Source organism: Sphingomonas sp. PEI4 (assembly GCF_056679955.1).
In genome coordinates, this window is the sequence record NZ_CM155258.1 from 937,354 (window position 1) to 950,658 (window position 13,305).

The window sequence follows — 13,305 nt, forward strand, 5'->3', positions numbered from 1 at the left end:
TAACGCGCGCGGCCATGCGAAGGAACAACCCATTTTGGTAGGCAACCAGCTTCGTCGCATTGTGGGACAATTGCGTTTCGCCGCAACAATCTTATCGCTATGAGGAATGAATCGCTCGGTTTGCGATGCCTATCAGGAGTTGCGTGAAATGAGTTTTGACCGGATCGATCGGCAGATCCTGTCGCTGTTGCAGGCCGACGGTCGCATGACCAACGTCGACCTGGCCGACCAGGTGGGCCTTACCGCACCGCCCTGCCTCCGCCGCGTCCGCGCGCTCGAGGAGGCCGGTGCGATCCGTGGCTATCATGCGGATCTCGACGCGAGCCGGCTGGGCTTCCCGATCACGGTGTTCGCGATGGTATCGCTGCGCAGCCAGGCAGAGCACGACCTTGCCGCGTTCGAGCATCACATCGCCGACATTCCAGAAATCCGGGAATGTCACATGCTCAACGGCGAAATCGACTTCATCCTGAAGATAGTCGCGGCCGACCTGAAGAGCTTTCAGGAAATCCTGACGACGCATCTGACGCCGGCACCGAACGTGGCCAGCGTGAAGACGTCGCTGACGATCCGGACGGCCAAGGCGCTGTCGGGAATACCGGTGGTAGTGGACTAGGCGGGGCGCCGACGACCCACAATATTCGTCATCCCCGCGCAGGCGGGGATCCATAGACCCAAACGAAAACGGGGCGGCATCGCTGCCGCCCCGTTTCCGCAAGTCCAGGCTTCGATGGCTTATGCAGCCGGTGCGGCAGCCCAGGTCGTCCACAGACCGGCAACATCCGCCTTCGGTGCAGTCTTGACCGCCGAGAACGCCGTTGCAGCGCCGGCCTTGTCGCCCGAGCGCGCCAGCGCGATGCCGAGATGCAGGTTGACGTCGTCCGCATCGACACCGCCCTTGGTCAACGCCAGACGGTACAATTCGACCGCCTTGGCATAGTTGTTCTGACCGAGATACGCGTCGGCCGTACCAGCGGCGAGCTTGCCGTTGGCTGCGGTCGCCGCACGCTTTTCGAGGCCTGCAAGCGGACCGTCGGCGGCGATGTTCTTCGTCGCGTCCGCCAGCAGGCTCTTGGCCATTCCGTTCGATGCCGGGATCTTGCCCTGCGCCATACCTTCCTTGATCACGGCCTGCGCTTCGCTCGGCAGGCCACGACGGTTCACGCTATCGGCGTACTGCAGATAGTCGGTCTGGTCGGCGAGCGAGTTGGTCGCACGCATCAGGCGGAAAATGTCGATCTTCTGCGTCTCGTCGAGCGTGATCAGCGCGTTCTGCTGGATGCCCGAAAGTACCAGCGTATCACGCCAGTTCTTCGCCGACGGATAGGCAGTGACCCACTTCTTCAGCCACGCCATCGTATCGGCGTTGCGCTTCGCCGCGTACGATTTGGCGACGGCGTAGCGATAGTATTCTTCCGGAGCCTTCTGGCCCGACGACGTCATCTGCGCGATTGCGGCGTCGAGATCGGCGGTGCCGCCGGCGACGTCGCCGCTATCCATCTTCGCCTTGACGATCTGCAGCGGCAGGTTCGGATCGGTATAGCCGAATTCCTTTGCCTTCGCGAAATACTGCAGCGCGACCGGATACTGCTTGCCGTTGAACGCGAGCGCACCGCGACGATAGGCGTAGCGGCCTCGATCGGCGGCCGGCGTCGCCGCGTTGGCGATCAGCGCGTCGAGCGGCTTGGCGAGCGTCGTCTCGTTAACCGGCGCGTTCGGGTTGGCAGTCTGGGCAGCGACGATCTTCTCGGTCTCGAGCTGATACCGCAGCGCCGCACCGATATACTTCTCGTAATCGGTCTTGGCGGCGACATCGATCTGGTCGATCGCGGTCTGCGCGCCAGCGTAATCCTTGGCGGTCAGTGCGGTCTGCGCGGCGATCCCGGGCTTCTGCACTTCGGGGCTCAGCTTCATCGCTGGCGCCGCATCGGCCTTCTTGTCCTTGGCGAAGGCGGGCGTGGTGAGCGCCATGCTGCTTACGCCAGTGGCGAATGCCGCAACCAGTGCAAGCTTGGAAATGGTCTTCATGCGGAAACTCTCCCTCTGCGTCGGCCCGCTTACGTAAGTGGCGCGCGACGCCGCTATATGATCCGTCATGCATACGTTCAAGCGAGCGGCTTGGATCCCGCGGATGTAATATTGCGCGTGAACGTTGATTGAACGTGCCCCCCGACGCCGCTAGATCGCGCGCATGATCGCTGTCCTATCGCCCGCCAAGACGCTCGATTACGAGAGCGCGCTGCCCAAGCTCGACCCGACCGCGCCGCGGTTTGCTGACGAGGCGAAAACGCTGGCGCATGCCGCCGCACACCTGACGCAGAAGAAGCTGTCGGAACTGATGCACATCTCGCCCGCGCTGGCGAAGCTGAACGCGGACCGGTTTCGCGATTTCGACACGCTGCCCGAGCGGCCGGCGATGTTCGCGTTTGCCGGCGACGTCTATACCGGGCTGGAGGCGAAGACGCTCGACGAGGCGGCGGTGGATTATGCGCAGGATCATGTGCGGATGCTGTCGGGACTGTACGGCCTGCTGCGGCCGCTCGACCTGATGCGGCCCTACCGGCTGGAAATGGGCACGCGCTGGGCGCCGCGGAAGACGAAGCTGACGGATTGGTGGGGCGACCGGATCGCCAAGCTGCTCGCCGAGGACGTCGAGGCGGAGGGATCGGGGATGATCCTGAACCTTGCCAGCCAGGAATATTGGGCGGCGGCGGACGGCAGGCTGCCAAAGTTTATCCGCGTCGTCGCGATCGATTTCCGCGAGGGCGAGGCGCAGAAGTTCGTCAGCTTCCATGCGAAGAAGGCCCGCGGGATGGTCGCGCGGTGGCTGGTCGAGCACCGGGTCGACACGGTCGAGGGGATCAAGGGGTTCGACAGCGACGGCTATGCGTATGACGCGGCGGGCAGCAGCGACGCGCAGTTCCGGTTCGTGCGCAAGTGAGCAGCGCGGTCGTCATCGGCACCTCTGGCGGGATCGGCAAGGCGCTGGAAGAGGCGCTGATCGAAGAGGGTGCATTCGATAGGGTCTACGGGTTCGCGCGGTCGGAGAGCGGCGATCGGCATCTCGATCTGGAGGACGAGGCGAGCATTGCCGCGGCGGCTTTGCGCGTCGGGTCGCCGACGTTGGTGATCGTCGCGACCGGGTTGCTGCACGAGGGCGAGCACGGGCCCGAGAAGGCGATGCGCGAGCTCGATCCGGTGTGGATGGCGCGTAACTTCGCCATCAACGCGATCGGGCCGGCGCTGGTGGCGAAACACTTCCTGCCGACGATGCCCAAGGCGGGGCGGATCGTGTTCGCGGTGCTCTCGGCGCGGGTTGGTAGCATCGGCGATAACAAGCTCGGCGGCTGGTACGGCTATCGCGCGTCGAAGGCGGCGCTGAACCAGCTGGTGAAGACGATTTCGATCGAGGACAAGCGGCGCAATTCGAGCGGCATCGTGGTGGGCCTGCATCCCGGCACCGTCGACACCGGCCTGTCGCGGCCGTTCCAGGGCAACGTCACCCCCGGCAACCTCTTCAAAGCCGACCGCGCGGCGGTGCAGCTGCTCGACGTGATCGACGGCCTGCGCGCGCCCGATAGCGGCAAGCTGTTCGCGTGGGACGGTGTCGAAGTTACGCCGTAAGGTGTCTATCCCCTGCGAACGCAGGAGGACGGAAGTGCAGGTAATCTACATCTCATCCGTCACCCCGGACTTGTTCCGGGGTCCACCGTTCCGCACATTTTAAGCCTTCGCGATCGCGGAACCGTGGATGCCGGAACGAGCCCGGCATGACGAAGTATGTCCGATCCACGCACCGCCCGCAAATAACCATGGAAACCCCCGCCCCTCGCGTGCGTACGCGTGCGCGGGGGTGGTAAGGCGCCTGCCCCTCGGCTAAGGTGTGTCATCATACCGATACAAGCCGAAAGCGTTCAGATTTGACCGACGAGACCATACTCGCCGAACCCCAGGGCGGCGAGCCCGCCGGCATCGCCACGATCTCCATCGTCGACGAGATGAAGTCGAGCTATCTCGACTATGCGATGAGCGTCATCGTCGCGCGCGCGCTGCCCGACGTCCGCGACGGCCTGAAGCCCGTCCACCGCCGCATCCTGTACGGCGCGCACGAAAGCGGCTTCGTCGCCGGCAAGCCGTACCGCAAGTCCGCGCGCATCGTCGGTGACGTGATGGGTAAATACCATCCGCACGGCGACAGCTCGATCTACGATGCGTTGGCCCGCATGACGCAGGACTGGTCGATGCGCGTGCCGCTGATCGACGGTCAGGGCAACTTCGGCTCGATGGATCCCGATCCACCCGCGGCAATGCGCTACACCGAGGCGCGTCTCGGCAAGGTGGCGAACGCGCTGCTCGGCGATCTCGACAAGGATACGGTCGACTTCGTCGCCAACTATGACGGCTCCGAGCGCGAGCCTACCGTGCTGCCGGCACGCTATCCGAACCTGCTGGTCAACGGCGCGGGCGGCATCGCGGTCGGCATGGCGACCAACATTCCGCCGCACAATCTCGGCGAAGTGATCGACGCGTGCCTCGCCTACATGGACAATGGCGCGATCACGACCGAGGAACTGTTCGAGATCGTCCCCGGTCCCGACTTCCCGACCGGTGCGATCATCCTCGGCCGTGCGGGCGCCAAGTCGGCGTACGAAACCGGCCGCGGTTCGATCATCGTCCGCTCGCGTCACATCGTCGAGGAGGGCAAGGGCGATCGTCGCTCGATCGTGCTGACCGAAATCCCGTTCCAGACCGGCAAGAACGGCCTGGTCGAGAAGATCGCCGAAGCCGCCAAGGACAAGCGCATCGAAGGCGTCAGCGACATTCGCGACGAATCGAGCCGGATGGGCGTGCGCATCGTCATCGACCTGAAGCGTGACGCGACCCCCGACGTGGTGCTCAACCAGCTCTGGCGGCACACGCCGGCGCAGTCGAGCTTCCCCGCCAACATGCTGGCGATCCGCGGCGGCCGCCCCGAGCTGCTGAACCTGCGCGACATCATCGGCGCGTTCATCACGTTCCGCGAGCAGGTCATCACCCGCCGCTCGAAGTTCGAACTGGCGAAGGCCCGCGAGCGCGCGCATCTGTTGCTCGGCCTCGTCATCGCGGTCACCAACCTCGACGAGGTCGTCCGCATCATCCGCGGTTCGTCGAGCCCGGCCGAAGCACGCGGCAAGCTGCTCGCGCGCGAATGGCCGGTCGAGGAGATCGCGCCGTACATCGCACTGGTCGAGGCGGTCGAGGACAAGCAGCAGGAGGGCATCTACAAGCTGTCCGAGCCGCAGGTCCGCGCGATCCTCGATCTCCGCCTGCACCGTCTCACGCTGCTGGGCCGCGACGAGATCGGCGACGAGCTGAAGGCATTGGCGGCGACGATCGGCGAGCTGCTCCACATCCTCGGTGATCGTGCGAAGCTGTACGAAGTGATGCGCGGCGAGCTGATCGCGATCCGCGACGAATTCGCCACGCCGCGCCGCTCCGAGATCGCCGCCGCGGCCAACGGCATCGACGACGAGGACCTGATCGAGCGCGAGGACATGGTCGTCACCGTGACCATGCAGGGCTATATCAAGCGCACCAGCCTCGACACGTTCCGCGCGCAGGCGCGTGGCGGCAAGGGTCGCGCGGGAATGTCGACGAAGGACGAGGACGTCGTCACCGAGCTGTTCGTCACCTCGACGCACACCCCGGTGCTGTTCTTCTCGAACCTCGGCAAGGTCTATCGCTACAAGGTCTGGCGCCTGCCCGAGGGTGGCCCAGCCACACGCGGTCGCCCGATGATCAACCTGTTGCCGCTGGCGCCGGGCGAGACGATCTCGACCGTGCTCCCGCTGCCAGAGGACCTCAGCGAATGGAGTCGCCTGCACGTGATGTTCGCGACGCAGCGCGGCCTCGTACGCCGCAACGCGATGGATGCGTTCACCAACGTGCCGTCCAACGGCAAGATCGCCATGCGCTTCGAGGAAGGGTCCGAGGACAAGCTGATCGGCGTCGCGCTGCTCAGCGAGCATGACGACGTGCTGCTCGCGACCAAGTGCGGCAAGGCGATCCGCTTCGCCGGCGACGACGTTCGCGAGTTCCAGAGCCGGACGTCGACCGGTGTGCGTGGCGTTACGCTGAAGGGCGACGACGAGGTCATCTCGCTGTCGGTCCTGCACCGCGTCGGCGCGACACCCGATGAGCGCGAGACGTACCTCAAGTTCGCGCCTTGGAAGGGCGAGCGCGAGGGCGAGCATGATCTGGGGCTTGAGCGGTACAACGACCTGAAGGACCGCGAGCAGTTCATCCTGACGGTCTGCCAGAACGGTTATGGCAAGCTGTCGAGCGCCTATGATTATCGTCGTACCGGTCGCGGTGGCCAGGGCATCACCAACATCGACAACATCGCGCGCAACGGTCCGGTGGTGGCGAGCTTCGCCGCGGCGAAGGGCCACCAGTTGATGCTGGTCACCAACCAGGCGAAACTGATCCGCACGACGCTGGCGTCGCTCCGCGTGATCAGCCGCAACTCGGCCGGCGTGAAGCTGTTCGATGTGGCGAAGGGCGAGCATGTCGTCTCGGCCGCGCGGATCGAGGAAACCGAGGAAGACGCCGAGATCAACCTGGCGGACGCCGTGCCAGAGGTCGCTCCGGATACCGGCGCGACGATCGGCGAGGATACCGCCGCAGGACCGGAGGACGGCGAATGAGCCGCGATTCGATCGCGTATAAGGTGCTGACGGGGGAGCAGCTCGCGACCCTGGAAAGCGGGAGCTTTGCCGGTGCGCCGGTGGATTTGGCCGACGGTTATATCCACCTCTCAACCGCCGCGCAGCTGACGGAAACGGTCGACAAGCATTTCGCCGGCCAGTCGGACCTGCACGTGGCGGCGATCGACCTCGAAGCGCTCGGCGACGATGTGAAGTGGGAAGAGTCGCGTGGCGGGCAGTTGTTCCCGCACATCTATGGTGGGCCGCTGCTGCTGGAGGTCGTGCTGTCTTACGGTTCCCTGGAGCGCGACGACGAGGGCAAGGTGAAGCTACCCGTCGCGGGCTGAACCTGGCCTCAAGCTTGTTCTCCCGCGAAGGCGGGAGTCCAGACTGGGCTCCCGCCTTCGCGGGAGAACAAGGAAGCGGGGATGGCGTTCGATTAACACCGCCTCGATGCCGATCATCTAACACCACCCCGGCGAAGGCCGGGGCCCAACTGGGCACGGTAGCTAACGGAGCACCGTCCCCAATTACATCGACCTTTCCAATTGGGCCCCGGCCTCCGCCGGGGTGAATAAGCTGCTTGGTCTCCGCGAGTAATTTACCCAGCCGCAAACGCAGCCCGCACGAACCGCGCACACGCCTCAGGTGCGGTGATCGGGATCATATGCCCCCCCTCGATGGTATCGATCTTCGCCCCCGGAATAACCGCCGCAGTCCGGTGCCCATTCCAGGCCGGATCGAGAATCGCATCCTGCCGCCCGAACAGGATCCGCACCGGCACGCCGATCTCCGCATACCGCCCGACCATCGCCGCGACATCGTCGTTCGCCCCGGCAAGATCCGCCGCCGCCGCCGCGATCGCGATCGGCCGCGCCGACAGCGCACCGCCACCGCGCGTCACGAAATCCTCCGGCACCGCCTCGGGCGCAAACACGCCCTCAAGCGTCTTCTTCGCAGTCAGTCGGCTCAGTGGCGTACCAAGCACCTGCGCGAACGCCAGACGCGCGCCCGACGGGATTCGCGCCAGCCCGCGGAAACTCTCCGGAACCTGCTCCAGCGGCTGCGTCAGCGGCGCGATCAGCGCGAGGGCGCGGACCAGATGCGGATGGTCGAGCCCGACCGCGAGACTGAGCGCACCGCCCAGCGAATGCCCCACCAGCAACGGCCGATCGAGCCCGAGCTTCTGGATGAAGTCGGCGATGATCGCCGCCTGCGCGATGATCCCCGGCGTCTTGGCGCCGATCGCGACTGAATAACCCGATCCCGGCCGGTCGACGACGATCACGCGGTACTCGTCCTTGAGCAGATCGACGAGCGCATAGCTGAAGTTGCGCAACTGCCCGGCGAGGCCGTGGACCATGACGATCGTCGGCCCCCCGTTCTGGCCACCACCGACGTCGATATAATGAAGCCGCGCGCCCGCAACGTCCAGGAAGCGCCCCTCGGCTGGCACCAGCTCCTCGGCCCGCCGCGCGACGCGGCTCGAATAGAGCGACAGCCCGATCCCCGATACCGCCGCCAGCAATGCCCCACCTATCAATCCCTTGCCTGTCCGCCTCATCGCTATCTCCTTTGCGTAAAGGTAACCCCCGTCGCAACGCGTGCTCACAAATCGAGTTCTCGTTCGATGCGTAATTTCTTTGCGGCGATCATTTTGATTACGAACGCCTGCATATCCTCGCTTGGATACACGGGATTTGGACCATCCCGCACACCGGTCCACATCCTGTTGAGATTTAACAACGTCTGAGCGATGCTAGTGGATACTCCGATCGTCCGGGGCACTCGCGCATATAAAGCTTCAAGTTGATCAAGATGCTGCTTGATCTCCATTTCTGCTGCGGTGGAATTTCCGGAGGCCAAGCGTATGTTGATCAGACGTTGAATTTCGGCGTAGCTTGCTTCTTCAGTTACTCCTTCGCGTCGAACGTATATCGCTCCGGCTCGAAGGCCCTCTCCCTCGCGATCCGAAACGAAGGGAGCATGATCCAAGTCAGGCGTGATGAATACGACCTGAAAACGCTTGCCTGCTAAAGCCGCATAGTCCGATGTTTCGTAGGCAAAATCCAGGACACTGACATGATCGCCCAGCACCGCCGGAAGACGAGTCTTTAAAGCATTGCTGATGTCAGCCTTGTCGTGCAATGTTTGAAGGCCGGTAGCATCGACCGTTTTATCGTCGCGTTCGGCTACCCCAACGACGATGCACCCGCCGCCGCTGTTAGCCATTGCAAGTACGTGCTTTGCTAACTGGCCATGCTTCGGCCAGTCCGCCTTGAAATCTAGGTTCCGAGTCTCGCCGACGTGATCCTTCATCAAGTCGCGAAAGCTATCTCGAGATGGGTCCTCGAAAAAAGTGGCGAAGGTCTCTTTCAAACCGCGTTCACTGACAGCCATCTCTCGCTCCCCTTTCGATGTTGAAAAGGACCATAGGCGATTGAACGCGCGATTTGCAGTTCGATGATACCCGTTTACGAAACAGAAGATATTTTCGTCGGAAGAATGGTGCACCCAGAGCGATTCGAACGCCCGACCCTCAGATTCGTAGTCTGATGCTCTATCCAGCTGAGCTATGGGTGCATCGCCTTGCCATGATGGCTCAGCAGCGCCGCTATAAAGCGGAAAAAAATCCTGGTGCACCCAGAGCGATTCGAACGCCCGACCCTCAGATTCGTAGTCTGATGCTCTATCCAGCTGAGCTATGGGTGCACTGGAGGGGCGCTGATAGCAGGCATTTTCGGGGGCGCAAGGGTTTGCCGCGATAAAGTTGTGTCGAGCGGCGCGGACGCATAGAGCGGCGGGCATGAAACTCGCCCCTTCTTCCCGATCGCAGTCGCTCCGCTCGCTGTCGCTTTTCGCCCTGCTCGCGGTGACGGCGTGCAGCAAGGATACCTCCGCCTATCCGTCGCTCGGTCTGCGCCCGGTCGAGAAGCTTGGATTTGCAGAGCCGGAGGTGAAGACGCCGGTCGCGACGCCCGATCCGGCGCTCGATGCGGATATCCGGACGATCTCGGGCAAGCTTGATGCGATCGCGACCGGCTTCACGCGCGACGCGGCCAAGGCTGAGGCACTCGCGCGAACCGCACGCGGCGCCGCGGTCGGCAGCGACGCGTGGCTCGCGGCACAGACCGCACTGGCCGGGCTCGACGACTGGCGCGCGCAATCGTCCGCGCTGGTGACGGATATCGAGCAGCGCGCCACCGATCGCGCCGCCAAGCTGCAAGCCGATTACCCCGCGCTGGCCGAAATCCGCGAGAAGGCACAGGCCGAGAACGATCGCCAGGGCGCCACGATAGCACGCATCCAGGCAAGCCTGCCGGACGCCTGATTCGCTTACGATCCCTCCCCCTGGCGGGGGCGGATCGAGAGGCTAGAACCCCTTCAGCAACGGCAGGATCGTCGAATAATCGTCGGTCCACGCAGTGAAGCCCCTTCGCGGCACCAGCGGCGCCCACTCGGTATCGCCCGAACGCAACGCGGCAATCGCACGCGGGTCACGCGACAACGCCACCCAATCCGATGCCGTTGCGCGATCGACCAGCAAGCTCGACGGACGGTATTTCAGCTCGATCGCGGTCCACCCGCCTTCACGCGCCGCCGCCGCGATCACCGGCTCCATATCGATGAACCGATTGGAGATATGCACCAGCAACACGCCGCGCGGCGACAGCACCCGGCCATAGGTCGCGAACGCCTCGCGCGTCATCAGGTGCATCGGCACCGAATCCGACGAGAACGCGTCAAGCGCGAGCAAATCGAGGCTGTCTGGCATATCCTGTGCCAGCGCGATCCGCGCATCGCCCATCCGGATCTCCGACTTGGGCAGGCACCGCGACAGATAGGTGAACTGCCCAGTATCGCGCGCGATGCGCACTACCGCCGGATCGATCTCGTAGAACCGCCAGCGCTGCCCCTGCCGAGCGTAGCAGGCGAGCGTCCCCGTCCCGAGCCCAACCACGCCGATCCGCGCCTGCGGGCCGTACAGCGCGGGCGCGGCTCGCATCGCCTGCCCCACGCCGGATCCGGCCGCGTAATAGGTCGTCGGCGTCCGCTCACGCTCGGCTGAACCGCGCAACTGGATGCCGTGCACCGTCGTCCCGTGATCGAGTTCGCGTACGCCGCCATTCGGGCCCGGCGTGTTGCGCACGGTATAAACGCCGAAATAGCTGCGCACCCGCGCACCCGGATCGAGCGAGAACTCGAGCGAGCGATACCCGCCGAACAGCACGAGCGCGCCCGCCAGCACGACCATGTACGGCCGCCGCGCCCCGATCGCGACGAACCCGATCGCTGCAATTACGAGGAAAACGAGGCCCTGCCGGCTCTCACCGAATACGCCGGCGGGATTGGTGATCCGCAATCCGGTAAGGACGACCAACGCGACGACGATCGCGAGCAGAGCGGCATGTTTCGCCGGCCCCTTGCCCATCCACAGCGCGCGGAACCGGCCGAACAGATAGACTTGCGGCACCAGCGCGCCTGCCGCGAGGATCAGCAGCGGATATTCATACGTCCAGTCGAACACCACCGGCGCCACCAGCGCGGCGAACACGCCCCCGAGCGCGCCGCCAGCCGACATCGCGAGGTAGAACCCGGTCAACCGATCGGGCGCCGGTCGCTTGCGGTACAACGCAGTGTGGAGCGCGACCGAGATCATGAACAGCAGCACCAGCGCGATCCCCGCGCTGAAGAACGGGCGTTCGTTGACCCCGCCCATGATGATCCCGCCGAACAGCAGGATCGTGATAGGCGCGATCCGCGTCAGCAGGTCGGCAAGCCAACGATCGTTCGCGAACGCCACGCTGAAGCTCAGCAGGTACAGCCCGAGCGGGATTACCCACAGCAGCGGCATCGCGACGATATCGGTAGTGATATACGTGGAGGTCGCCAGCATCATCCCCGACGGCACGAGCGCCAGCGCGATCCAGTGTGCGATCCGCCTGGCGCCCGGCGGCGCACTGGTCGCCGCGACATGATCGACCGCCGCGGTCTTCGGCAATCGCGTGGCACAGGCGAGCACCAGCACGATCAGCAGCAGATACCCGCCGCTCCACAGCAAGCTCTGCCCGTGCACCGCCATCAGCGGCTCGACCAGCAGCGGATAAGCGATCAGCCCCGCGAAACTGCCGAGATTTGACGCCGCATACAACGCATAGGGATCACCGCCGCCGCTCGCGTCGCTGAACCACCGCTGGATCAGCGGCGCCTGTGCGGAGACCGCGAAGAACAACGGCCCGATCGACAGCCCGAGCAGCCACGGCACCCACAAGGCGGGTAGCGCGTCCGCTGGCAGATCCATCGCGATCAACCCGATCGGCAACCAAAGCGCCGCGACGATCAGCACGCCAAGGTGAATCGCCGCCTGCGCACGCGGCCTGACCCGCCCGAGCCAATGCGCATACGCATAGCCCGCGAGCAGCAACGCCTGGTACACCAGCATCGCCGAGTTCCACACCGCCGGCGCGCCCCCCAGCCGCGGCAACGCCATCCGCGCCACCATCGGCTGGACGAGGAACAGCAGGAACGACCCCGTCAGGATCGTCGCCACGAACATCGTCCGGCACCAGCGCGCCATCAGCGGCTTGTCGTCCGCGCCGACAGTGTCAGCCATTCAGCAATTTCGCCGCATGCGCCGCGTGATAGGTCAGCACGCCCGAGCAGCCAGCGCGCTTGAACGACATCAGCGTCTCCAGCACCATGACGTCGCGGTCCGCCGCGCCCGCCGCGACGGCGTGCTCGATCATCGCATATTCGCCCGACACCTGGTAAGCGAACACCGGAACCTCGAACGCCTGGCGGACGCGGACGATGATGTCGAGATACGGCAGGCCGGGCTTGACCATCACCGTGTCGGCGCCCTCCGCGAGGTCCATCGCGACCTCGCGCAGCGCTTCCTCGGCGTTGGCGTTGTCCATCTGGTACGTCTTCTTGTCGCCCTTCAGCAGCCCGCGCGAGCCGACCGCGTCGCGGAACGGGCCGTAGAACGCGCTGGCGTACTTTGCCGCGTAGGACATGATCTGGACGTTATGATGCGACTCCGCCTCGAGCGCGCTGCGGATCATGCCGATGCGGCCGTCCATCATGTCGGACGGCGCGATGATGTCGGCGCCCGCGTTCGCTTGGTTCAACGCCTGCGCGACGAGCATCTCGGCGGTCGTGTCGTTGACGACATAGCCCGCGGCGTCGACCAGCCCGTCATGCCCGTGGCTCGTATACGGATCGAGCGCGACGTCGGTCAGCACGCCGATTTCGGGCACCGCATCCTTCAGCGCGCGGATCGCCTGGCACATCAGATTATCGGGGTTGAGCGCCTCGCGACCGTCCTCTGTGCGACGCTCGGGCTGCGTGTACGGGAACAGCGCGATGCAGGGAATTCCAAGGTCGCGCGCCTCGCGGCCACGCGCGACGATCCCGTCGACCGACCAGCGCGACACGCCCGGCAGGCTGGCGATCGGTTGCTCGATGATGCCGCCAGAACTGGGCCCTTCTGCAACAAACAGCGGCCAGATCAGGTCGGCGGGCGTCAGCACGGTCTCAGCATGGAGGCGGCGGCTCCAGGCAGAGGCACGGGTGCGACGGAGGCGAAGCGCGGGATAGCTTGCGGTCATGCGCGGGC

11 protein-coding genes and 2 tRNA genes are annotated in these 13,305 nt (G+C 64.8%); 6 read left to right on the forward strand and 7 right to left on the reverse strand.

From position 1 onward, the window contains the following. The first annotated feature begins 148 nt into the window (after positions 1-148). Positions 149-616 (forward strand): Lrp/AsnC family transcriptional regulator, encoded by a 468-nt coding sequence (locus tag AC1MLZ_RS04040; RefSeq protein WP_055880606.1) that lies wholly within the window; start codon positions 149-151, stop codon positions 614-616. Between the two features lie 119 nt (positions 617-735). On the opposite strand, the gene AC1MLZ_RS04045 is transcribed toward AC1MLZ_RS04040, so the two are convergent. Beyond that, positions 736-2,028: a hypothetical protein gene (locus AC1MLZ_RS04045; protein ID WP_480960567.1), complete on the reverse strand. Its 1,293-nt coding sequence runs from the start codon at positions 2,026-2,028 to the stop codon at positions 736-738. 163 nt (positions 2,029-2,191) lie between these two features. Between AC1MLZ_RS04045 and yaaA the strand changes: the two genes are divergently transcribed. The 4 genes from yaaA to AC1MLZ_RS04065 all read left to right on the forward strand — a co-directional run bounded on the left by yaaA (position 2,192) and on the right by AC1MLZ_RS04065 (position 7,033). Further along, positions 2,192-2,941: a peroxide stress protein YaaA gene (gene yaaA, locus AC1MLZ_RS04050; protein WP_480960568.1), complete on the forward strand. Its 750-nt coding sequence runs from the start codon at positions 2,192-2,194 to the stop codon at positions 2,939-2,941. Then, positions 2,938-3,624 carry an SDR family NAD(P)-dependent oxidoreductase gene (locus AC1MLZ_RS04055; RefSeq protein ID WP_480960569.1) on the forward strand — a complete coding sequence of 229 codons (687 nt, stop codon included), beginning with the start codon at positions 2,938-2,940 and terminating at the stop codon, positions 3,622-3,624. Before yaaA ends, AC1MLZ_RS04055 begins: the two co-directional genes overlap by 4 nt. A 296-nt stretch (positions 3,625-3,920) precedes the next feature. Then, entirely contained in the window at positions 3,921-6,686 is a 2,766-nt protein-coding gene (gene gyrA, locus AC1MLZ_RS04060; protein ID WP_480960570.1) for a DNA gyrase subunit A, read from the forward strand. After that, positions 6,683-7,033, forward strand: a complete 351-nt coding sequence (locus AC1MLZ_RS04065; protein WP_480960571.1) for a DUF952 domain-containing protein — start codon at positions 6,683-6,685, stop codon at positions 7,031-7,033. Before gyrA ends, AC1MLZ_RS04065 begins: the two co-directional genes overlap by 4 nt. A 254-nt stretch (positions 7,034-7,287) precedes the next feature. On the opposite strand, the gene AC1MLZ_RS04070 is transcribed toward AC1MLZ_RS04065, so the two are convergent. From AC1MLZ_RS04070 to AC1MLZ_RS04085, 4 genes are all read right to left on the reverse strand, one after another. Continuing rightward, complete coding sequence (locus AC1MLZ_RS04070; protein ID WP_480960572.1) at positions 7,288-8,250, reverse strand: alpha/beta fold hydrolase; 963 nt, start codon at positions 8,248-8,250, stop codon at positions 7,288-7,290. 44 nt (positions 8,251-8,294) lie between these two features. Beyond that, positions 8,295-9,086, reverse strand: a complete 792-nt coding sequence (locus AC1MLZ_RS04075; RefSeq protein ID WP_480960573.1) for an AlbA family DNA-binding domain-containing protein — start codon at positions 9,084-9,086, stop codon at positions 8,295-8,297. Positions 9,087-9,192: 106 nt separating this feature from the next. Then, positions 9,193-9,269: transfer RNA gene (locus AC1MLZ_RS04080), tRNA-Arg, on the reverse strand. A gap of 52 nt (positions 9,270-9,321) precedes the next feature. After that, positions 9,322-9,398, reverse strand: a tRNA-Arg gene (locus tag AC1MLZ_RS04085). A gap of 94 nt (positions 9,399-9,492) precedes the next feature. Here AC1MLZ_RS04085 and AC1MLZ_RS04090 point away from each other — a divergent pair. Next, positions 9,493-10,017: a hypothetical protein gene (locus AC1MLZ_RS04090; RefSeq protein WP_480960574.1), complete on the forward strand. Its 525-nt coding sequence runs from the start codon at positions 9,493-9,495 to the stop codon at positions 10,015-10,017. Between the two features lie 42 nt (positions 10,018-10,059). Here the strand turns inward: AC1MLZ_RS04090 and AC1MLZ_RS04095 are convergent, their stop codons facing one another. Continuing rightward, on the reverse strand, positions 10,060-12,300 hold the full coding sequence (locus AC1MLZ_RS04095; protein ID WP_480960575.1) for a fused MFS/spermidine synthase: 2,241 nt from the start codon (positions 12,298-12,300) through the stop codon (positions 10,060-10,062). Next, positions 12,293-13,297, reverse strand: a complete 1,005-nt coding sequence (gene hemB / locus AC1MLZ_RS04100) for a porphobilinogen synthase (protein WP_480960576.1) — start codon at positions 13,295-13,297, stop codon at positions 12,293-12,295. The genes AC1MLZ_RS04095 and hemB overlap by 8 nt, the downstream gene beginning before the upstream one ends. Between the last annotated feature and the right edge of the window lie 8 nt (positions 13,298-13,305).